The sequence below is a fragment of the Mesorhizobium sp. M0408 genome (assembly GCF_040321495.1).
In the GTDB taxonomy this organism is placed as follows: domain Bacteria; phylum Pseudomonadota; class Alphaproteobacteria; order Rhizobiales; family Rhizobiaceae; genus Mesorhizobium.
The window spans coordinates 46,235-69,426 of sequence record NZ_JAMYRO010000021.1; the positions used below are offsets into that span (position 1 = coordinate 46,235).

General features: G+C 63.9%; 12 protein-coding genes. 8 read left to right on the forward strand and 4 right to left on the reverse strand.

Translation table 11 applies throughout. From position 1 onward, the window contains the following. Positions 1-90: 90 nt before the first annotated feature. Together NKI67_RS23420 and NKI67_RS23425 are read right to left on the reverse strand one after the other, a co-directional pair. Positions 91-6,141 carry a translocation/assembly module TamB domain-containing protein gene (locus tag NKI67_RS23420; RefSeq protein ID WP_352647031.1) on the reverse strand — a complete coding sequence of 2,017 codons (6,051 nt, stop codon included), beginning with the start codon at positions 6,139-6,141 and terminating at the stop codon, positions 91-93. Beyond that, on the reverse strand, positions 6,141-8,066 hold the full coding sequence (locus tag NKI67_RS23425; RefSeq protein WP_352647034.1) for an autotransporter assembly complex protein TamA: 1,926 nt from the start codon (positions 8,064-8,066) through the stop codon (positions 6,141-6,143). Before NKI67_RS23425 ends, NKI67_RS23420 begins: the two co-directional genes overlap by 1 nt. A 273-nt stretch (positions 8,067-8,339) precedes the next feature. On the opposite strand from NKI67_RS23425, the gene NKI67_RS23430 reads away from it, so the two are divergent. The 7 genes from NKI67_RS23430 (at position 8,340) to NKI67_RS23460 (ending at position 21,026) form a co-directional block, all read left to right on the forward strand. After that, positions 8,340-13,814: an alpha-2-macroglobulin family protein gene (locus tag NKI67_RS23430; protein ID WP_352647037.1), complete on the forward strand. Its 5,475-nt coding sequence runs from the start codon at positions 8,340-8,342 to the stop codon at positions 13,812-13,814. Between the two features lie 214 nt (positions 13,815-14,028). Further along, entirely contained in the window at positions 14,029-16,119 is a 2,091-nt protein-coding gene (pbpC, locus tag NKI67_RS23435) for a penicillin-binding protein 1C (RefSeq protein WP_023675842.1), read from the forward strand. A gap of 42 nt (positions 16,120-16,161) precedes the next feature. Next, on the forward strand, positions 16,162-16,860 hold the full coding sequence (locus NKI67_RS23440; protein WP_352647040.1) for a M15 family metallopeptidase: 699 nt from the start codon (positions 16,162-16,164) through the stop codon (positions 16,858-16,860). 218 nt (positions 16,861-17,078) lie between these two features. Then, positions 17,079-18,107: a sulfate ABC transporter substrate-binding protein gene (locus NKI67_RS23445; RefSeq protein WP_023675840.1), complete on the forward strand. Its 1,029-nt coding sequence runs from the start codon at positions 17,079-17,081 to the stop codon at positions 18,105-18,107. Between the two features lie 18 nt (positions 18,108-18,125). Further along, positions 18,126-18,977, forward strand: coding sequence for a sulfate ABC transporter permease subunit CysT (gene cysT, locus NKI67_RS23450; RefSeq protein ID WP_023675839.1), 852 nt, complete (start codon positions 18,126-18,128; stop codon positions 18,975-18,977). Further along, complete coding sequence (cysW, locus tag NKI67_RS23455; RefSeq protein WP_352571774.1) at positions 18,970-19,854, forward strand: sulfate ABC transporter permease subunit CysW; 885 nt, start codon at positions 18,970-18,972, stop codon at positions 19,852-19,854. The genes cysT and cysW overlap by 8 nt, the downstream gene beginning before the upstream one ends. Before the next feature lie 131 nt (positions 19,855-19,985). Then, entirely contained in the window at positions 19,986-21,026 is a 1,041-nt protein-coding gene (locus tag NKI67_RS23460) for a sulfate/molybdate ABC transporter ATP-binding protein (protein ID WP_352647042.1), read from the forward strand. Between the two features lie 14 nt (positions 21,027-21,040). Here NKI67_RS23460 and NKI67_RS23465 read toward each other — a convergent pair whose 3' ends face one another. Both NKI67_RS23465 and NKI67_RS23470 read right to left on the reverse strand, forming a co-directional pair. Then, on the reverse strand, positions 21,041-21,439 hold the full coding sequence (locus tag NKI67_RS23465) for a type II toxin-antitoxin system VapC family toxin (RefSeq protein WP_502894632.1): 399 nt from the start codon (positions 21,437-21,439) through the stop codon (positions 21,041-21,043). Then, positions 21,439-21,711 (reverse strand): antitoxin, encoded by a 273-nt coding sequence (locus tag NKI67_RS23470; protein ID WP_352571771.1) that lies wholly within the window; start codon positions 21,709-21,711, stop codon positions 21,439-21,441. Before NKI67_RS23470 ends, NKI67_RS23465 begins: the two co-directional genes overlap by 1 nt. Positions 21,712-21,996: 285 nt before the next feature. Between NKI67_RS23470 and NKI67_RS23475 the strand changes: the two genes are divergently transcribed. Beyond that, positions 21,997-22,983: a sulfate ABC transporter substrate-binding protein gene (locus NKI67_RS23475; RefSeq protein WP_352571770.1), complete on the forward strand. Its 987-nt coding sequence runs from the start codon at positions 21,997-21,999 to the stop codon at positions 22,981-22,983. Positions 22,984-23,192: the final 209 nt, after the last annotated feature.

The window sequence follows — 23,192 nt, forward strand, 5'->3', positions numbered from 1 at the left end:
CTGAAATCTCAACGGGCAATTAAACTGGGACATTCGCCGCTGCGCCGCTCGTTCTTCAGGCAACCGGTTGTTCTGCGCGAACGGCCGGTTTCAATATTCCCGTTCGTAGAAAACACCGCCTTTGGCTTCGCCGGCGTCGGTTGCCTCGCCACGCAGCTTGACACCGCGCCCAACGTCGAGATCGACGGTTGCCTTACCCGAGCCCGGCCTGTCGCCCTTCTGGATCGTCACATAGGTACGGTCGTTGAGATACTTGCCCGCCGAGACGGCGGTGCCACCCTGTTCATCGGTGATTACGTCGAGATCGTCGACGCCGATTGCGCTGCGCAGGTTCTGCAGCAGGGAGGTCGAGCCGCCGACGCCGGCCAGTTGTCCGGCAGCCTCGGCAAGCTGCGCGATCTGCAGCGGCGACAGGTTCGACATCGAACGGCCGAAGATCAGCTGCGCCAGCACCTCATCCTCCGGCAACGCGGGTACCGAGGAGAAGGTGAATTTCGGGTTGTTCGCCTCGCCCGACACCACGATGGTCACGGTGGCGCTGGTCGTCTTCGATTGCGCCGTGAGATTGAGGTAGGGCACCAGAGAGCCGGAAAAGCCGACGGTGCCTTCCGTGAAGGTCAGCCGCTTGGCAAGGATCGTCAACCGCCCGCGCCGCAAGGTGAAGGTGCCGACCGCCTGGGGTGACGATGCCGGGCCGGTCAGCCGCAGCGAACCGCCGAGCTCGGCGTCGACACCCCTGCCCTGGATGAAGATCTGGCTCGGCGCATTGACCGTGACGTCGAGATTGAGGCCGCTGCCGCCGCCACCGCTGCTTGCAGCGGCCGGGCGCAACGCCTTGTCCTGGGCACGCACGGCGGCCGGCGCATTCTTGTGCTTGACGTTGAGCTCTGCCAGCGAGCCGGGCAGCTTTTCCGGTACGGTGATGACGGTCTTGGCCAGGTTGACGGTACCGGAAATCACCGGCGCGGAGATGAGCGGTCCCTTGACGGTCAGGTCGCCGCCAAGATTGGCGGTGACCACCTTGCCGTCGGTATAGCGGCCGTCGACGAGCTTGATCGACAGATCGGCCGGAAAACCCTTAGCCGGATCGATGCCGACGGTGCCGCTGGCCGAAAGGCTGCCGCGCGTCGACAGCGTGCCGGTCAGGCGATTGATCCTTGCCACGCCGCCACCGATGGCGACATCGGCAGTGATGTCGTTGATCGCAAGCCCCGAGCGCGCGTCGAGCAGGCGGGCGCCTGACGTGCGGACCGTGCCTGAGATCACCGGCGACGTCGCCGGGCCGCGCACCTGCACATCGACGTCGGCCGTGCCGCTCAGGGACAGGCCTTGCGCGGCGAGTGTCCTGGTGAGGAAGGCGAACGGCACCTTGCCGGAAAAGTTGAGATCAAGGGTAGGCGCGCCTGATGTCGTCATCGTGCCGCCGCCCTTGAGGCCGAGGCCGGCGGCATCGCTCATGTTGGCGTCGAACGTCAGTCTGTTGCCCGAATACGTACCTGAGGATGAAACGCCCATGCCGCCGAAACCTGCACCACGGGTCTGCGACGTCTGAACGCCTGCGGCGTCGATCTTGAAGGCAACGGCCGGATTGGCCGGCGCGCCCGTCACCTTCACCGTGCCTGAGATGGAACCGGCGGCATCGAGGCCCGGCGAAAAACTGTTGGCTATCGAGATCGGGATGCGGGCCAGCGTCGCGTTGAGGTCGAACGCCTGCCCAGCCTTGCCCGTGACCGTCGCCGTGCCGCCGCCGAGGTTGAGCACCAGCCTGTCGAGGCTGGTCACTCCATTGGCGATGTTGATGGTCGAGGCCTGGGCGATGGCCGCCTTGATGCCGCGGATGGTCGCCTCGCCGGAGGCAAGTTCGACCGTCGTCGTGCCCTTGACCGCCTTGACCCGGCCGGCCGCCCTCAGCGGAATATCCTTGACGGTGGCGCCACCGGAAAAGCCGGTCCATTCGCCGTCGCGCTTGAGATCGACGTTGACGCCCCGAATAGCCGTGCCGCCGGAAGTTACGCTGTCGGCACGGATTTTGCCCGAGATCACCGGTGCCGCCAGATAGTTGGCGATCAGCGCGTCGATGCTCACGGCCTTGGCCGAGACATCGCCGCGCGAGATCGAGGCCGTCGTCGCCTTGACGGCGACTTGCGGCACGGTACCCGCCTTGGAGAAGGCGATCGTGCCGCGCACATCGCCATCGGCCTTTTCCAGTGCCAGGGCCGCAAGCGGACCGATATCGGGCAGGTCGAGCGCCACGGTGCCGGCCGGCAGGAAGGCATCGTCGAGCGCCAGGTCGCCGGAGATACGGTTCTTGCCGAGCGACAGCAAAAGTCCATTGATGGCGCGTTTGCCGTCCGATGTCGCCAGCACGGCGCTGCCCTGCAGCGGTTGGCCGCCGACATTTCCGGTGAGTTGCACATTCGCAGCCGGGTTGGCGGCATCAGCCTTGCCGGTGGCAGTGAGCTTCAGACCGGTGATCTCGCGCGCCGCGACCGAAAGCCTGTCGCTGTTGATACTCAGCGACAGATCCGGCGCGGTGCTGGCGCCTTGCGCATTCAGCGCGAAAGAGATGGCGCCTTTGGCGTCCTTGGATAGCAGCGAGACGTCGCCTAGCGCGCCTTTGACGTCGGCGCTGAGCTTGTTGTCGGCAAGGCTCGCCTGGCCGTCTGCCGTCAGCGAACCGGACGACAGCCTGACGGTATTGGCGGTGACATTGCCATTGGCGTCCCGCTTCAGCGCGGCACTGAATTGCGTTCGCTCGGCGAGCACGCCACGTACCGACCCCGGCAGTGCCGCCGAGGCGGCGTCCGCCTTGACATTGAGGGCGATGGCGCCGTCGGCCAGCGAGACCCGCCCGTTGAAGCCGCTGTTCAACGCGTCGCTGGTCACCGTGCCGCTATCGATGACGATGGCATCGGCGGCAAGGCTGCCGGCGAGTTTGGCGGTGACCTTGCCGGCGATCAGCGGCGCGATAGTCGGATTGTCGAGGCCGATTTTTTCGGCAGTCACGGTGCCGGAGATCGGCCCGCTCCGGGCTTTCACGTCAAAGCGATCGGAGTGCAGCGCAAGCGTGATGCCCTCGATCTTAGCCAGATTGGTGGCGGCCGATGGCAGCGTCGCGGAAATGTCGAGCTTCGGCTGGGCGCCCTGCCCGGCCGCCGTTAGCGATATCGCCTGTAGCTCGAGCTTGATCGGGCTCTCCTTGCTGCCAAGTGACAACGGCAGGCTCGGACCGGTAGAGGCCAGGTCGAGCGAAAAATCGCTGGCACCGTTCGGATTGATGGTGCCGGCTGCCTTGCCGGAGATTTTCTCGCCGGCAAGCGTCGCCTGCTCGATGGCCAGGCCGCTGGCCGACGAGAAACGGCCTGCCGCGTCGAGATCCAGCGGCCCGAGGCCAGCCTGCCGGGTCTGGCTGGTTTCGGCGCCGCTGAGGCGGGCGGTGAAGCGAATATCTGGGGCAGCCGACGATCCGGTGACCTGCGCGGTGCCGCTGAGCGCGCCGACGGCATCGAGACCCGGTGAAAAATCATTGGCAAGCGCTGCCGGCACCGCCGACAAGGTGGCAGCGAGATCGAGCGTCTGGCCGGCCGTACCCGACACGGCAACCGAACCACCGCCGACACCGAGCGCCAATTTCTCTATGCTCACCCTGCCATTGGCGATTGTCAGCGCTGATGGCTGCGCGACAGCTGCCTTGATGCCGCGGATGGTCGCCTCGCCCGAGGCAAGCTCGATGCTGGTGGTGCCGTTCGCAACCCTGACCCGCCCGGACGCGCTGGCCGGAATGCCGGCGACCGTGGCGCCGCCGCTAAAGCCGGTCCAGTCGCCATCGCGCTTCAGGTCGACATCGATGCCGCTGATCACCGTGGTTCCGGAGGTGATCGTGTCGGCCTTGATCTTGCCGGCGATTGCCGGTGCTTTGAGATAATTGGCGACCAGCGCGTTGACGGCGATTGTCTTCGCCGCCAGTTCGCCGCGCGAAATCACGGCGCTCGTCGCATCGATCGCGACCGTCGGCGCTCCGTTGTCGTTCGCAAAGCGGATGGTGCCGCGCACGTCGCCGGCTACCGACTGGCCCGCGAGTGCGGCCAGCGGAGCAATATCGGCGGCATCGAGGGTCAACGTGCCGAGCGGCAGCAGGTTGTCGTCGAGCCCGAGGTCGCCGGAGACCTTGTTGTCGGCTAACGAGACGGCAAGTCCATTGATGGAGCGCTTGCCGTCGGTTGTGACCAGCGATGCCTTGACGTCGAGCGGCTGGTCGTCGACCGAGCCGGTCAGCGAGACATCGGCGGCTGGACTGGCGATATCGGCCTTGCCGCTCGCGCTCAGCTTGATCTGTTTCACCATATGACCGGACGCCGTCAGGCTGTCGCTGTTGGCCGAAACCGAGAAATCCGGAGCGCTGCGCGCGCCGCTTGCGGTCAGCGCGAAACCGACGGCGCCGCCGACCTTGGCGCCGACCAGCGGCGACAGCACCGATACGTCGCCCAGCGTACCCTTGATGTCGGCCCGGATATCGGTGCCTTGCGCACTGGCGGTGCCGCTGGCGCTAAGCGTGCCGGAGGTGAGTTGCAATGCGTTGGCGGCGAACGCACCGTCCGGGTCGCGTGTCGCGGTTGCGGAAAACTGCACGCGCTCGCCGAGAACCGAGCTGATTTGCGGCGGCAGCGCCGTCGAAGCCGCGTCGGCATTCATCTTGAGCGTCATCGACAGATCGGCAAGCGCCACTGTGGCTGTTACGGACGCATTGAGCGCGTCGCTGCGTAGCGTGCCGTCGTCGACGACAATCTGTTCCTTGCTGACGGAGCCGGCGAGACCGGCGCTGACCCTGCCCGTTATCAGCGGCGCCAAAGTCGCGACGTCGGTGTTCAGGTCGGCCGCCGTCAGCTTGATGGTGACCGGCCCGCTACGGTTCTGGATGTCGAAACCATCGGAATGCACTTGCCCGATCAGGTCGTCCACCCGCGTGCCGCCCGCCACCACCGAGACCAGCGACGCGCCGATATCGACCATCGGCGCCTTGCCACCGCCGAAAGCGCGGGCCGTGGCATCCTTGATCGCCACGGTTATCGGCTGCGCCTCGCTGCCGAGGCTGAGCACGATCGGCGGCCCCTTTGCGGCGAGCTTCACCGAAAGGTCGCTGGCGCCGTTCGGATCGACAATGCCTGTGGCGGTCGCGTGCACGGCGCCGCTGTCGATATTGGCGCGCTCGACATCGACGCCGCCGGCCGCGGTCGCTGTGCCGGCGAGGTCGAAGGTGGTCTTGCCGGCAAACAGCGGTTTCAGGGTTTCGGGCAGGAAGCGCTCGAATTCGCCATCGCCGTTGGCCTCGACATAATGACCCTTGTCGGTGAGCTGATGGCGACCGGTAAGCTGGGTGACGATCCGGCCGTCGACAACGAAGGTCCCTATGCCATTCCAGTTGGCGAGCGGTCCGGTGCCGGAAACGACAATGTTGACCGGCGGCGCGCCCGGCAGGTTGAGCAGGTTGGCGATGATGCCGCCGGCCGGCTCGGATGCCTTAAGGTCGAGGTCGAGCTTGTTGTCGGCCGGCGCGAAATGGGCTTTGGCGTCGACCGTGCCTTGCTTGCCGTCGTGGCGAACGATGTTGAGGTTGGTCTCGATCGCCAATGGTGAGGCGTCCGCCTTGAGCGCTCCCTTGGCTGCAAGTTCGGCGACACCGCTGCCGGCCAGAGCCTGCCCGAGCGCGATTTCGGGAAGGTCGAGTTGCCTGACGTCGATGGAAACCGGCAGCGTCGTCGCTCCGCTTTGGCTCGACTGTGTATTGGCCACCGGCAGCCTTGCCAACTCGATACGCTCGGCCCCAATGCGATCGGCGCTGAAGCTCTTCGACAGGAGTGCCAGCGGCGACCAATCGACGGCCACGTTGCGCGCCACCATCCAGGCGCCTTCGCGATCCTCCAGAACGACATGATCGACCCTCAGCGCGCCCGACCAGATACCGTCGATGCCGACGACAGTGACCTTGCGATCAGCGGTCGAGGCCATGGTCGAGATGATGCCGGCAAGGTTTTCTCGGCCGCGCTCGGTTTTGGTCAGCACGACGAGCGCCCCCACCGCTGCTGCCACGACGATGAGCAGCGTGTAGAAAAGGATACGGAGGATGCGCCTGAATATTGCCATCAGAATGCCTGGCCGATGCCGGCATAAATGCCGAAATGAGGATCGTCGGGGCCGCGGTTGAGCGGCACCGCCGCGTCGACGCGCAGCGGCCCGAACGCCGTCAGATAGCGCAAGCCTATACCCGCGCCGACCTTCATGTCCGAAAAATCGGGGACCTGCCTGGTCGACACCGTGCCGGCATCGACGAACGGCACGACGCCGATCTTGTCGGTGACGGCGATGCGCATCTCGACCGAGGTCTCGAAGAAGGAAAGCCCGCCGATCGGCTCTCCATTGCTGTCCTTCGGGCCGATGCCTTGATAGGCATAGCCGCGCACCGAACCGCCGCCGCCTGAGTAGAAGCGTCGATCTGCCGGAACATCTTGAAGACTGGCGCCGATGATAGAGCCGATGGCGACACGTTCGGCGAAAACGAATTTCGAGGCCGAATCGAGTGACTGGTAGGCCGACCCCTCGCCCTTCAGCTTGACAAACGCAGCCCCGCTCAAAATGTCGTAGCTCGGCTCGCCATAGGCCAGCACCCTGAAGCCCCGGGTCGGATTGAGCTTGCCGTCGCGATTGTCGTAGACATATTGCAGTGGAATGCTGGCGATCAGATAGGTGTGCTTGCCGAAAGCGTCGTGGATCCTCGAATAGTCCAGCGCGACTTGCGCGGAAACCGTCTGCTTCTTGTCGAGTTCGTAGGATAGGCCGGTGCTGCCCTTGACCGAGAAATGGTCGTAGGCGTCGGGGTGCTCCAGCACGGTATTGACGCTGGCAATGAATTTCGACGCCGGCCCGATCACGCCCGGCTTTTCGAACATGACGCCGGCATTGTAATTGAGCTGGGTCAAGTCGTTGCTGCCGATGCCGCTGATCTTGCCGTCGATGCGCAGCTTTTCGGCGCGGCCAAACAGATTGCGATGCCCCCAATAGCCTTCGAGGCCCAGCCCTTCGGTGTTTGAGAAGCTGCCGCCAATGCCGAAATAGCGTGGCTTGCGCTCGCTTACCTCGACACCGATCGGGATGTTGCCCTCGGCGTCGAGCGCGTCGGCTTCCTTCACCGTCACGCTGTTGAAGACCTCGAGCCCGAGCAGCCGGTCGCGCGCGTCGTCGATCTCATCCGGCGAATACTGGCGCCCGCGCTTAAGGCCGGTCATATATTCAGTGAAGTCGCGGTCGACCTTTTCCGTGCCCTCGACAGTGGTGTCGCCATAGCCGGCGACCGGGCCGGCCGCGACGGCAAGCGTCACGTCGAGCGTCGAACCGGCGTGCTCGGCGACGATCTCGCGGCCCGTCACCTTGGCCAGCGGCCTGCCTTCTTGCTTGAGTGCCCGCACGATCGCCGCCTCGGCTTTGAGCACGGCGCCCGAACTGGCGTCACCGCCGGCGATCAGGCCGAAATCGGCACTTGCCAGCCCCGCCGCATCGCCTTCCAGTCTGATGTTGCCAAGCGTGAATTTCGGCCCGGCTGCTATGCGTATCACCACCGGTATCGGCTGCGGACCCGAAAACTCGGCATCGGGCGGCAGATCGTCGAGCGGCTTGCCCTGAATAGTGATGGTGACGACACCCTCGTAGCGGGCGTCAGTGTAGAGTGCGGCAACAAGTTGCTCACGGTCACTGCGCGCCTTGGCCAGCAGGCCGAGAGAACCGGATACCGGGTGTTCCTCGTCGGCCTTCAGCGCCGAGGCGTTTTCGAGCTTCTCGGCGAGATCCTTGTCGGCGTCCGGCGCCTCGATCGTCACCGCATAGCGCAGCGGGTCGACGATATCGGCATCTTCGTCTTTGGATCCCCACAGCTTGATGCCGAAAATCTCGAAGGCTGCCGCACTTCCGGTTTCGGCAACAAGTGCCGTAGAGCACAACAATGCGAAAAGCAGGGCGCGCGAAAGCGCGCGCCGTGGCGCGGTTCCTCCCGACATCTGCCTTTCATACGCCGGCATTACGCTCCTAGCCTAGCTCGCAAACCTAAAATTGGAATGAAGTTCTGAAGCACTCGTAAAGGGGCCACAATCCAATTGCTGAAATAGACAGGGCTTGGAACTCACACCTTCTGCGTCGCCGCAAGAAAGCGTGATCCCCTGTCCTATGGAGCTACTACCGGTCACCGGCCGGAAAGCAAACCGTTGGCAGGCGGATCCTGCCGCGTCCCGATGTTGACAAGCGCGACTGAAGCTTGAAGATTTCTGGACGTAAGCACTTGTCTGGAGGGGTTTATGGCAATGCGCGCGGCTCGTGGTCTATCGATTCTTTTCCTTCTCTTTTTTGCCTGTGTCGCGCAAGCGGCCGAAGCCCGGCGGGTGGTGACATCGGACAATTCCGACTATTTCGGTTTCGATCTCAGATCCGACCAGAATGTCAGCCTCGACCAGTGCAAGACCACCTGCCTCGGCGACCCGGCCTGCCGCGCCTTCACCTACAACCTCAAGGCCAAATGGTGCTTCCTTAAATCCGATTACAATTCGTTGAAACCCTTCGGCGGCGCCGTCGCCGGCAAGATCGTCAACATCGATGGCGATCCCGACATCGGCGCGCCACCCGAACTCGCCTTCTTCCCCAACTGGATGGCCGACCAGGCCCAGCAATACCGCAACAAGCTCACTGGCCCGACCTACACCAAGCCGACAGAAGGGCTGACGGCGCTGAGGGCCGCCGCCGAACAGTCGGTGCTGACGGGCGATCATCGCTCGGCCATGCACAAATACGAAGCGGTGGTTTCGGTGTTGCCTTATGATGGCCAGCTCTGGCTCGAGCTGGCGCGCGAAACGCTTGCCGTCCATCCGACCGCCAACAGTTCTGAGCCGTCGACGCTGCCGGCGAACGCCACTTCCGCCGCCTTCAATGCCTACAAATTGCTGCGCACCACCAAGACGCGCGCCGACGTGCTGGCGCTGCTCGGGGACGGCCTTGATCGCCGCGATCTCTACAGGCCGGCCCTGCAGGCCTACGAGGCGAGCCTCGCTCTCGTCAATTCGCCGGCAGTCAGGGCCGCCTATCAGGATCTCAAGGCCCGCAAGGGCTTCCGCGTCATCGATCATACCGTCGATGCCGACACCAGCGCGCCACGCATCTGCGCGCAGTTCTCCGAGGAACTGGTCAAGACCGGCGTCGACTACTCGCAGTTCGTTACTGTCGACAACGCCGCTCCCAAGGGCGTCGAAGCCAAGGACAAGCAGATCTGCGTCGAAGGATTCGAGCACGGCCAACATTATGACGTGACCTTCCGCGCCGGCTTGCCGGCCGCCATTGGCGAAGTCACCGCGGCACCGGTGGTTCTGTCGATCTACGTGCAGGACCGCGCGCCTTCGGCCCGCTTCACCGGCGACAGCTTCGTCCTGCCCGCAGGCGCACGCCGCGGCATACCGGTCGTCACCGTCAACATGAATGCCGCCGAAATGAAGCTCTTCCGCGTCGGCGACCGCTCGCTGGCCCAGCTTCTGTCGGGATATCAGTTCCTGCGCCAGCTTGACGGCTACGACATTTCGAACATCTCCGAACAGATGGGCGAGCCGGTCTGGCAAGGCCAGCTCGACATCGCCAACGACCTCAACAAGGAAGTCACCACCTCCTTCCCAATCGACGAGGCTTTGCCGAAGCGCAAGCCCGGCGTCTATGTGCTGACCGCACAAGCCGTCAACGATCGCAGCGACGACTATGATTCGCACGCCACGCAATGGTTCGTCGTCTCCGATATCGGCCTGTCGACCTATACCGGACAGGATGGGCTGAACGTCTTTGCCCGTTCGCTCGCAACCGCCAAGCCGATCGCCGGCGCCGAGCTGACGCTGCTGGCCAGGAACAATGAAATCCTCGGCACCGCGACCACCGACGCGGAAGGGCGGGCGGTGTTCAATCCCGGCCTGACGCGCGGCGACAGCGGCATGGCCCCGGCCGTGCTGATGGCCAAACAGGGCGACGACGATTTCGTCTTCCTCGATATGGGCCGCGCCGGCTTCGACCTGTCCGACCGTGGCGTCGCCGGACGGCCGGCACCTGGCGCGCTCGACGTCTATGCCTGGACCGAGCGCGGCATCTACCGCGCCGGCGAAGATGTCCATGTCGCGGCTCTTGCCCGCGACAGTGCCGCCAAGGCGGTCGAGAACCTGCCGCTGACCTTCATCTTCTCGCGGCCCGACGGCGTCGAGGACCGCCGCATCGTCAGCGACGGCGCATCGGCCGGCGGTCACGCGGTCGACCTGCCGCTGGAACCCAACGCCATGCGCGGCACTTGGACGGTGGCGATCCATACCGATCCCAAGCAGGCGGCGGTCGCCAGCCAGATGTTCCTGGTCGAGGACTTCGTACCGGACCGCATCGAGTTCGACCTGTCCTCCGACAAGCAGGAGATCGCCCAGGGCGAGACCGCCAACATCACCGTCGACGGCCGCTTTCTCTATGGCGCGCCGGCCGCGGGCCTCGCGCTCGAAGGCGAATTGACGCTGTCGACCGCCCGCGACTGGGACCGCTTCAAAGGCTATTCCTTCGGTCTCGCCGACGAACAGTCGGCTGAACCGACAGTGACGCCCTTCACCGGCCTGCCGGTGGTCGGCGAGGACGGCAAAGCGACCTTCCCGGTCTCCGTCGATCAATTGCCATCCACCACCAAGCTGGTCGATGCAAAGGTCACTGTCAGGATGCGTGAAACCGGCGGCCGTGCCGTCGAGCGCTCGCTGAATATCGGCATCCGCCCGCAGGGCCACATGATCGGCATCCGCCCGGATTTCGACGACGACGAGGTGCCGCAAGGCGGCACGGCCAAGTTCAGCCTGATCGCTGTCGACCCAGACGGCAAGCGTGAGGCGCTGAAGGGCGCGCAGTGGTCGCTGGTCAAGGTCGAGCGCAGCTACCAGTGGTACCGCTCGAGCAACTCCTGGAACTATGAGCCGGTCACCTTCACCAAGGCGGTGGCCAACGGCCAGGTCGACCTGAGCGCCGATGGCGAGGCGACGGTGTCGCTGCCGGTCGACTGGGGCCGCTACCGGCTCGAGATCGAGACAGCGGATCCGGAAGGCCCGGCCACAAGCTACGAGTTCGACGCCGGCTGGTATGTCAGTTCCACCACCACCGAAACGCCCGACGGCCTCGAGATCGCCCTCGACAAGGATACCTATGCGGCGGGCGAAGTGGCCAAGCTCAAAGTGTCGCCGCACTTTGCCGGCGAGCTGCTCGTCACCATCGGCGCCGACAAGCTCCTGAAGACCGTCACCGCCAGCGTGCCGGCCGGCGGCAGCACCGTCGACATCCCGGTCGGCGACGACTGGGGTGCCGGCGCCTACGTCACGGCAACGCTGTTCAGGCCGGGCGATGCGCAAGAGACACGTATGCCGGCGCGCGCCATCGGCGTCAAATGGCTGAAGCTCGATCCCGGCTCGCGGAAGCTTGCCGTCAGCTTGGCGCCGCCGGACAAGACCATGCCGCGCCAGCAGCTGTCGATCCCGGTGGCCGTAGCCGGCGTGCAGCCCGGCACCAACGCCTATGTCATGGTCGCGGCCGTCGACGTCGGCATCCTCAACCTGACCAACTACAAGGTTCCGGATCCGGAGAACTGGTTCTTTGGCCAGCGCATGCTCGGTCTCGAGGTTCGCGACATCTATGGCCGGCTGATCGACGGCTCGCTGGGCACAACCGGTAAGCTGCGCACCGGCGGCGACGGCGCCAACATGCAATCGCAAGGCAGTCCGCCGACCGAAAAGCTGGTCGCCTTCTTCTCCGGCCCGGTCCAGCTCGACGCCGACGGCAAGGCGCGGATCGACTTCGACATTCCGCAGTTCAACGGCACCGTGCGCGTCATGGCCGTCGCCTGGACAAAGGAAGCAGTCGGCCATGCCCAGTCCGACGTCATCGTTCGCGATCCGGTGGTGATCACCGCCGGCCTGCCGCGATTCCTGGCGCCCGGCGATTCCGCCGTCATGCGGCTCGACATCGCCGACACCGACGGCCCCGCTGGCGACTACAAGCTGACCATCGACACGACGGGCGACCTGTCTACCGGCAGTGCCGCCTTGCCTGAAAAGCTGACGCTGGCCAAAGGCAAGCGGCAGACGCTGACCGTGCCGTTGATTGCGCAGACCGCGGGCAACGCCTCGATCACCATCAAGCTTGCGCATGCCGACGGCACCGCCGTCGAGCAGACGCTCTATGTGCCGGTGCGCCCAGCGCAACTGCCTGTGACCACCCGCATGGTCGTCGACCTCAAGGGCAATGGCGGCGCGCTGCGCGTCGACAAGGAACTGCTGGCGGCAAGCCTGCTCGATGGCGCTTCGGTCAGCGTCGGCGTTTCGCAGGCGGCTGCCTTCGATGTACCGTCGCTGCTGATGACGCTCGACCGCTATCCCTATGGTTGCGCCGAACAGACCACCAGCCGCGCCATGCCGCTTCTCTACGTCAACGAGATGGCTTCCGGCATCGGCATGGCCAGCGACCCCGATCTGCATGGCCGCGTCCAGGACGCCATCTACAAGGTGCTGAGCTATCAGGCCTCGGCCGGCAGCTTCGGCCTGTGGGGTCCGGGTTCCGGCGATCTGTGGCTCGACGCCTATGTCACCGATTTCCTCACCCGGGCGCGCGAGCAGAAATACGACGTACCGGCCCTGGCGATGAACCAGGCGCTGAGCAATCTGCAGAACGCGATCGGCTACGATCAGGACGTCCAGGATCGCGGCAGCGAGATCGCCTATGCGCTCTATGTGCTTGCCCGCAACAAAAAGGCCTCGGTCGGCGATCTGCGTTATTATGCCGACACCCAGCTCGAAGCCTTTACCAGCCCGATGGCCGTCGCCCAACTGGCGGCGTCTCTCGCGCTCTACGGTGACACCCAGCGCTCGGAGGCAACCTTCCAGGCCGCGCTGCAACTGGCCAAGTCGACGCCCGAATATGACTATTACCGGTCCGACTATGGCTCGCCACTGCGCGACGGCGCGGCGATCCTGGCGCTTGCCGCGGAAAGCAAGCCGGTGCCGACCATCGTGCCGGCGCTGATCCAGCTGGTGACCAGGGAACGCGCCGACGCCAGGTGGACCAGCACACAGGACGAGTCCTGGATGCTGCTGGCCGCCCGCGCGCTGAAGGCCGGCAATGATTCGATCGCGCTCACCGTCAACGGCGCACCGCATGCCGGCGGCTATTCGGACCAGATCGCCGGTGGCGACCTGGCCGACAGTCCGCTGACCATCGTCAACACCGGCAGAAATCCGCTGCAGGCGGTCGTCACCACCGTGGCCTCGCCGATCCAGCCTCTGCCAGCCGGCGGCAACGGCTTTACCATCAGCCGTACCTACTACAAGCTAGACGGCACAGAGGCCAACGTGACGGAGGTCAAGCAGAACGAACGCTATGTCGTCGTGCTCAAGGTTTACGAGCAGAACACCTGGCCTTCGCGACTGCTGATCACCGACCTGTTGCCGGCCGGCTTCGAGATCGACAATCCGGGCCTGGTCTCCAGCGCCCAATTGACGAACTTCTCCTGGCTGGCGCAGACTGATGCCGCCCATCTCGAATTCCGCGACGACCGTTTCGTCGCGGCTTTCAATCCCAACGACGGCGATGGCGACCCCAACATCACACTCGCCTACGTCGTGCGCGCGGTGACGCCGGGCACCTACGCCCACCCGGCGGCAACGATCGAGGACATGTACCGGCCGCAATATTCGGCTCGCACCGCCACCGGCATGATGGAGGTCAAGGCGCCGTAAGGCAAAAAATAGCGGATAGGAATATGGCGATGGCGCTGCCCCTCATTGCCCTGCCGGGCATTTCTCCCCGTATAGAGACGGGGAGAAAGAGCCATGCGCCGAAGTTTTCGCCGAACTTTAACGTCGCAGAAAAGGCGCCAAGGGTCGCGACAGCCCCCTTCTCCCCGTCACTAAACGGGGAGAAGGTGCCGGCAGGCGGATGAGGGGCGGCGCCATGCTCTCCAGAAAATTCCTGCGCCGAGCGGCCATCACGGGCATTTCCTTGGTCGGTCTCGCTGCAATCACCGCCGCCGCCCTCTGGCAGCTCGACCGCGCTTTTCCGCCGCCGCTGCCGGCTGCTTTGGCGGTCTCGACCGAGGTGCAGGACCGAGACGGCCAGCTGCTGCGCGCCTTCGCTACGCCGGATGGCTACTGGCGGCTCGCTACCAGCCTGGACCAGGTCGACAAGCAGTTCGTCGACATGCTGGTCACCTATGAGGACAAGCGTTTCTGGGATCATCAAGGCGTCGACGTGCTGGCACTGGCGCGTGCCGCCGGCCAGTTCGCGACCAGCGGCCATATCGTCTCCGGTGGTTCGACGCTGCCGATGCAACTCGCCCGGCTGATCGAACCGCGCGACAGCCGCAGCCTCGGCTCGAAGATCAAGCAGATGCTGCGCGCCCTCCAGATCGAACGGCGGCTTTCCAAGCGCGAGATCCTCGAACGCTATCTGACGCTGGCGCCCTATGGCGGCAATCTCGAAGGTGTGCGCGCGGCTTCGCTTGCCTATTTCGGCAAGGAGCCGAAACGGCTGACGGTCTCGGAGGCGGCCCTGCTCGTCGCTTTGCCGCAATTGCCGGAAAAGCGGCGCCCTGACCGCAACCTCGACGTCGCCCATGCCGCCCGCGACCGCGTCCTGACCCGCATGGTCTCGGCAGGCCTGCTCGGCGAACGTGAGGCCGCGCGTGCCGCGCTCGACGATGTGTCGGGGCTCCGGCGGACCTTGCCGGCGCTCGCTGCCCATGCGGCCTATACGATGCTGTCCAAGGCCATTCCCGGCCAGAAGCTGCAACTGACGATCCGCAAGAGTGTCCAGGAAGGGCTGGAGCAGGTGGCCAAGGATGCGGCCGCCAGGCTCGGCCCTCGCCTCTCGGTGGCCATGGTACTGGCCGATGCCCGTACCGGCGATATTCTTGGTGAGGTCGGCTCTGCCGATTTCTTCGATGCCAGCCGTTCGGGCTGGATCGACATGACCAAGGTCGTTCGCTCGCCTGGCTCGACGCTGAAGCCGTTCATCTACGGCCTCGCCTTCGAACAAGGCCTGGTGGCGCAGGAGATGCTGATCGAGGACAGCCCAGCCGATTTCTCCGGGTATCGGCCGAAGAACTTCGACATGGGCTATCAGGGCGATGTCAGCATCAGGCAGGCGCTGCAATTGTCGCTCAACGTGCCGGCGATCCGCGTGCTCGACGCGGTCGGCCCGGCCCGGCTGATGGCACGCTTTCGCCAGGCCGATGTGACCCCTATCCTGCCCGTCAACGAAGCGCCCGGCCTGGCGATCGGCCTCGGCGGCGTCGGGGTGACCCTGCGCGACCTGGTCCAACTCTATGCCGGCCTTGCCAATGGCGGCAAGGCACACACGCTGCATGACGGCACCGAGCCGGCGAATGCCGAACGCTCGACCACCACCATCCTCGACGGGCAGGCGACCTGGCAGATCACCGACATCCTGTCAGGCGTCAAGCCTCCCCAGGGTGCCGCCCAACGCGGCATCGCCTACAAGACCGGCACCTCCTACGGCTATCGCGACGCCTGGTCGGTCGGCTTCGACGGCCGCTACGTGCTCGGCGTCTGGGTCGGCCGCCCGGACGCCGGCGCTGTGCCCGGCCTGTCCGGCTATGTCTCGGCTGCGCCCATCCTGTTCGAAGGTTTTGTCCGTTCCAGCCTGGCCGCCGTACCGCTGCCGAGCCAGCCATCCGGCGTCCGGCGTCCGAAGCGCGAGGAGCTGCCGGTGACGCTGACGCGCTTCGGCGCCGGCGCCGATGGGCTGGTACAGGCGACGCCGACCGAACCTGCGCCAACCATCATCTTTCCGCCCGACGGCGCTCGCGTCGATCTCGGCACTTCCTCGGCCGACCCCTCGCCGCTGGTGCTCAAGCTGCAAGGCGGCCGCGCACCATTCCGCTGGCTGGCCAACGGCAAGCCGCTGGTCGGCATCGACCGGCGGCGCACCGCGACCTGGCAGCCGGACGGCGCCGGCTATTCGACCCTAACCGTGATCGACGCGGCGGGACGCGCGGCCAGTGTGAAGGTTTTCGTCGAGTGAAAGTTTCCCTTGAATAATTTCCGGCAGGTGATTCAGGGGATTGTGTTTTACGTCTTGCTTTCGGCCGCCGGTACTTTCTCGGCGTCTGCTGACGCGCTGCCCGCCAGCTTTGTTCGGCTAGCCGACATCGATCCCAATATCCGGCAGGATATCCGCTATGCCGGCCTCGAAAATTTCCTGCATCGCAAGGTAAGCGGCTACGATGCGCCGATATGCGTCCTCACCAGGCAAGCGGCGCAAGCGCTTTCGGCAGTGCAGAAAGCGATTGCCGCCGAAGGACTGACGCTGGTCGTGTTCGACTGCTATCGCCCTGCGCGGGCTGTCTCCGACATGGGTGACTGGACAAAAACGAGTGGACCACCGGACCCGCAATGGTACCCAAAGGTCAAGCGCAAGGATCTCATCGCCAAGGGCTATATCGGCGAACTGTCCACCCATTCGCGCGGATCGACGGTCGATGTCGCGATCGCGCGAGCCGACCGCAAGAGCGCTCCGAAACCGGCCTGCGGCGCGACCGATGCCGACACGCTCGATTTCGGCACGGGTTTCGACTGTTTCGATCCAGCGAGCGAAACGGCTCACCGATCCATAGCCAGTGAAGCGGCGGCTAACCGCAAAAGACTTGTCGAGGCGATGCGTGCCGGCGGCTTCAAGAATTACGCCCGCGAATGGTGGCACTTCACGCTGGAGAACGAGCCGTTTCCAAAAGAGCGCTTCAACTTTCCCGTTACCGCCGAATAGCCGGCCGAAACCTTCGGGCGCGACGCAGCCATTGCCGAAAAGCTAGCCGTCTCTAGATAATCGCGTCGGGAGCGCGATCATGGTCCATGCGGGGAAAATAGTTTCTCGCATCGCCGAAACTAGGCGAAAAATTGCTTCAATAGGCCAAAAAAGGCAACATTGAATGCATCTAAATTCTATCAATTCGGTAGATTGGCGCGAGTTCAACGGAGGCGGAAATGACCAAACCTCATTTCAGGAAACTGCTCGGCGCACTGGTCGCCACGTCTGTCCAGTTCGGCACGCTCGGTTTCGCGTTTGCCGACACCACCATTCTCAACGTGTCCTATGATCCGACGCGTGAGCTCTACAAACAATTCGACGAGGCCTTCACCGCCCACTGGAAGGCCGAGACAGGCGAGACGGTCACCGTCCAGCAGTCGCATGGCGGGTCGGGCGCGCAGGCTCGCGCCGTGATCGACGGCCTCGACGCCGACGTGGTGACGCTGGCGCTCGAAGGCGATATCAACGCCATTGTCTCGAAAGCGAAGAGGATCAATCCCGACTGGCGGACGAAATTCGAAAACAATTCGGCGCCCTACACCTCGACCATCATCTTTCTCGTCCGCAAGGGAAACCCCAAGGGCATCCATGACTGGGGCGATCTGGTCAAGGACGACGTCCAGGTGATCACGCCGAATCCCAAGACCTCCGGTGGTGCGCGCTGGAACTATCTCGCCGCCTGGGCCTATGCCAGCGCCAAGGATGGCGGCGACGAGGCCAAGACCAAGGAATTCGTCGGCAATCTCTATGCGCATGTCCCGGTTCTCGACACCGGTGCGCGCGGCGCAACCGTGACCTTCGCGCAAAAAGGGCTGGGCGACGTGCTGCTCGCCTGGGAAAACGAGGCCTATCTGGCGCTCGACGAGTTCGGCGCCGACAATTTCGATATCGTCTACCCGCCGACCTCGATCCTGGCCGAGCCGCCGGTCGCCGTGGTCGACGCTAATGTCGACGCCAAAGGCACGCGGAAAGTTGCCGAAGCTTATCTGAGCTATCTCTATTCCAAGGAAGGCCAGACGCTCATCGCCAAAAACCATTATCGCCCTTCGAAGCCCGAGTTGGTGCCGGCGGAGGACTTGGCCAAGCTGCCTGAGATCAAGCTGATCACCATCGACGACCCGCTTTTTGGCGGCTGGAAGAAGGCACAGCCTTATCATTTCGGCGATGGTGGTATATTCGACCAGATCTACAAACCGGCCCAGTAGCATTTAGATCAGGACGACATGACCACAGCACCCGCCAAGGCGGGGTGGCGATTCAGGCAGCCGAGCGTCATTCCGGGTTTCGGATTGACGCTCGGCTTCTCGCTTGCCTACCTCACCCTCATCATCCTCATCCCCCTGTCCGGGCTGATCTGGCGCTCGGCGGCGCTCGGCTGGACCGACTTCTGGGCGATCGTCACCGACCGCCGCACCATCAACGCGCTTGAAATCAGCTTCGGCACCGCCTTCATTGCCGCCGCCGTCAACGTCGTCTTCGGCACGATCGTCGCGTGGGTGCTGGTGCGCTACAGCTTTCCAGGCCGCCGCATCGCCGATGCCATGGTCGACCTGCCCTTCGCGCTGCCGACGGCGGTTGCCGGCATCGCGCTGACCACGCTTTACGCACCGAATGGCTGGATCGGAAGCCTGCTGACGCCGCTCGGCATTAAGGTCGCGTATACGCCGCTCGGCATCGTCATCGCGCTGGTCTTCATCGGTCTGCCCTTCGTCGTGCGCACCGTGCAGCCGATCATGGAGGAGATCGACAAGGAGGTAGAAGAAGTGGCCGCCACGCTCGGCGCCAATCGCTTCCAGATCATCAGCCGCGTTCTACTACCCGGACTGGCGCCTGCCATCGTCACCGGTTTCGCGCTGGCCTTCGCGCGCGGCGTCGGCGAGTACGGTTCCGTCATCTTTATCGCCGGCAACCTGCCGTTCAAATCCGAGATCGCGCCGCTTCTGATCGTCATCCGGCTGGAGGAATATAATTACGCCGCGGCGACCGCGATAGCGGCGATCATGCTGGCGCTGTCCTTCGTCATGCTGCTGGTCATCAACCTGGTGCAGACCTGGAGCCGCAAGCGCTATGGCTGACCCGGAGATCAAATCCTACGCGCCGCACCATGAAAGCCAGTCGCCGGCGGTGACCGAGAGCCGCACGGCGAGAACCGTGCTGATGATCGTGACCTTTGCCTTCCTCGGCATTTTCCTGCTCCTGCCGCTGATCATCGTCTTCAAGGAAGCTTTCGCCAAAGGTATCGAGGCCTACACACAGGCGCTGAGCGAACCGGACACGCGCTCGGCGATCCGCCTGACGCTTCTGGTCGCGGCGATCTCGGTGCCGCTCAATGTGATTTTCGGCATCTCCGCCGCATGGGCGATCGCCAAGTTCGAGTTCAAGGGCAAGGCGTTCCTGACCACACTCATCGACCTGCCCTTTTCGGTCTCGCCGGTCATTTCCGGCCTGGTCTATGTACTTCTGTTCGGCGCGCAAGGCCTGCTCGGCGCCTGGCTCAAGGCGCATGGCATCGTCATCCTGTTTGCCGTGCCGGGCATCGTGCTGGCCACCGTCTTCGTCACCTTCCCCTTCGTCGCCCGCGAATTGATCCCGCTGATGCAGGAACAGGGCAATGGCGACGAGGAGGCTGCCCTGTCGCTCGGGGCCAATGGCTGGCAGGCGTTCTGGTACGTGACGTTGCCCAACGTCAAATGGGGATTGCTCTACGGCGTGCTGTTGTGCAATGCCCGCGCGATGGGTGAGTTCGGCGCCGTCTCGGTCGTGTCGGGCCACATACGCGGGCTGACCAACACCATGCCGCTGCATGTCGAAATCCTTTATAACGAGTACAATGCCGCCGCCGCCTTTGCCGTCGCTTCGCTGCTTGCCGGCCTGGCGCTCGTCACGCTGGTCTTGAAAACACTTCTCGAGATGCGCTACGGCGCCGAGATCGCCGCGACGCGCGGACACTGACAAATGCATGTCGCCCAAAAGTGTGTAGCGGTTTTTGGACAACGACATGCATAAAACAAAGATTTAATGTCGCCCAAAAGTGGGAACCGGTTTTGGGATAACGGCATGCATCAACTACAAAAGGGATTTGCATGGAAGTTCGCGTTGCCAACGTGCGCAAGGAGTTTGAGCGGTTTCCGGCCCTCCGCGACGTTTCGCTCGACATCAAGTCGGGAGAACTGATCGCCCTGCTGGGACCTTCCGGTTCCGGCAAGACGACGCTGCTCAGGCTGATTGCCGGCTTGGAGCGGCCGACCCGCGGAAAGATCTTCTTCGGCGAAGAGGATGCGTCCCAAAAGTCGATTCAGGAGCGCAATGTCGGCTTCGTCTTCCAGCACTACGCGCTGTTTCGCCATATGACGGTCGCCGACAATATCGGCTTCGGACTCAAGGTCCGGCACGGGCCGTCACGCCCGTCGGCGAAGGAAATTCGCCGCCGCGCCTCGGAACTCCTCAACCTCGTTCAGCTTTCCGGTCTGGAAAAACGCTATCCGGCACAGCTTTCGGGCGGCCAGCGCCAGCGCGTGGCGCTGGCCCGCGCCATGGCGATCGAACCGGCCGTGCTTTTGCTCGACGAGCCGTTCGGCGCGCTCGATGCGCAGGTGCGCCGCGAACTGCGCCGCTGGCTGCGCGACATCCACGACGCCACCGGCCACACCACGGTCTTCGTCACCCATGACCAGGAAGAGGCGCTGGAGCTTGCCGACCGCGTCGTAGTGATGAGCCAGGGCCGCATCGAGCAGGTCGGCACCGCCGACGAAATCTACGACACTCCGAACTCGCCCTTCGTCTACGGCTTCATCGGCGAATCGAGTTCGCTTCCGGTCAAGGTCGAGGACGGCCAGGTCTGGATCGCCGACCGGCCGATCGGGCTTTCCGCGCCGCACGCACCGCAAGGCGAAGCGACGCTGTTCTTTCGCCCGCACGACGTCGATCTGGTGGAAGAATGCAACGGCTGCATCGCCGGCACGGTCGCCGCCAGCCGCCGCGTCGCCGGCACCAGGCGGGTCGAGCTCGAAATCGGCGGCGAACGTCAGCGGGTCGAGATCGAATTGCCCGTCGATCATCCGGCGGCGCAGAAAAGTCGCGTGGCTTTTAGGCCGCGGCGCTGGAAGCTTTTTCCGGCTGCTTGATCCTCTATCAGGCGCTACAACAGCCAGTTCTCGACCTTCAGGCCTTTGATCCGGTTGAACTCCCCGGTGTTGGCGGTCACCAGGGTAGTTCCAAGCGCACGGGCGTGGGCAGCAATAAAAAGGTCATTTTGGCCGATGGTCTGGCCCCTGCCTTCCAGTTCTGCGCGAATCGCGCCGTACTCGGCATCCACCGGCACATCGAGCGGCAAGACGGGAATCTCAGCCAGCAATTCCTCGACCTTCTTGTGCAACTTGGCTGATCTTTTCTTGACGCAGCCATATCGCAGTTCCGACGCGACCACGATGCTGGTACACACGGCGGCGTCTCCCACGCGCAGGACAGCGCTTGCGGCTTTCCCGGCCGGATTTCGGATCATGTCGCTGACAATGATCGTATCCAGCATGAACCGCATCAAAAAAATTCCTCTGATTTGACAGGCATATCCTCGACTTCGGGAAAGTCTTCCTCGGCACCGGGCGGCGCCTCTTTCGCCCATTGCGCGAGCAGCGCCGTGAGGCCAGGTTTGCGGACCGGCTCGATGATCAGGCGGTCGCCTTCACGGCTGATCAAGACCCTTTCGCCGGGAAGTTCGAACTCGACAGGAATGCGTACCGCCTGGCTGCGATTGTTACGAAACAGCTTCGCCTCTTTCGGCGGGGTTGTTGAATGGCGGCGTTGGGGCATGGCGATGGCTCCTTGTATATACCGCTTGTATATGCCAGGCAGCGCCGCGATGCATTCGTCTTGCCACCGCGTTAGCCGGCCGGGAATCTTCGTGCACGCGAACCACGCCGGCACCCCTTCCAAGCTGCGCGGAAGACCCTTCTTGAAAGAAAAAACTAGAAATCGCCCACAACGGGACTACTTTTTCTCGCGATAATGTCGAGGGGCCGCTCTGCGTGCCTCGTCGCGCAAGATGCCTTGCCGCTATGGTCCGGCAATAAGCGTACCGCATTGGAGCCCTGTTTCATGAAGCGATTTTTGCTTGGCGTCGCCACATTGGCCGGCCTCTTCCTCGCATCCTCCCAAGCCTGGTCGGCCGACAGATTGCTGAACGCCTCTTACGATGTCGGCCGCGAACTGTTTGCGCAGGTCAACAAAGCGTTCGTCGCCGGGCACCCCAGTGTGACCATCGATCAGTCGCATGCCGGAACTTCGGCGCAGGCGCGTGCCATCGCCGAAGGCCTCGGCGCCGACGTCGTCACCTTCAACCAGGTCATCGACATCGACTTCCTAGTCAAGAAGGGCCTCATCTCCGCCGACTGGCAGAAGGACTTTCCCGACAACGCCTCGCCTTTCTATTCGCTGCCCTCCTTCCTGGTGCGCGCCGGCAATCCGAAGCACATCAAGGATTGGAGCGATCTCGTGCGCGACGACGTGCAGGTGATCTTCCCCAATCCGAAAACCTCGGGCAATGCGCGCTACACCTATCTTGCGGCCACCGCCTACGCCAAGGAAGCTTTCAAGGACGACGACGCCAAGGTGAAGGAGTTCGTCACCAAGCTGTTCAACAACGTGCCGGTTTTCGACAGCGGCGGGCGCGCCGCGACCACCACTTTCGTGCAGCGCGAAATCGGCGACGTACTCATCACCTTCGAGTCGGAAACGCGCGGCGTCCGCAAGGAGTATGGCGAGGACAAGTTCGAGCAGGTAACGCCTTCGGTCAGCCTGTTGGCGGAATTTCCGGTGGCGATCGTCGACACCGTTGCAGACGAGCATGGCACGCGCGATCTCGCCAAGACCTATCTCGACTTCCTCTATACGCCGGAGGGCCAGGACATCGCCGCCCGCAACGGCCTGCGGGCCCGGGACGCGGCGGTCGCCGCCAAATACAAGGCTGAGTTTCCCGACGTCCGCCTGCTGACGGTGGAGGACGTCTTCGGCGGCTGGGCCAAGGTCCAGGCCGAGCACTTTGCAGCGGGCGGCCTGCTCGACCAGACTTATGGCAGCCGCTGAGGCGATCTTCCAACTTTGACAGAAGCCGGCTTTGCCGGCTTCTTTGCTTTCGCGCCGCGAACGGTGATTTCTGGCACTTTCCGGGCGCATTCCGTCCAAAACGTTACAAAGAATCAACGCGTTTGTGCCTACCGTGAGAACGGACGGCTTGTTTTCGCGAACGGCTTCGCGTGATCAAACCGTCATGATTTGCACACAAACAGCCGCCA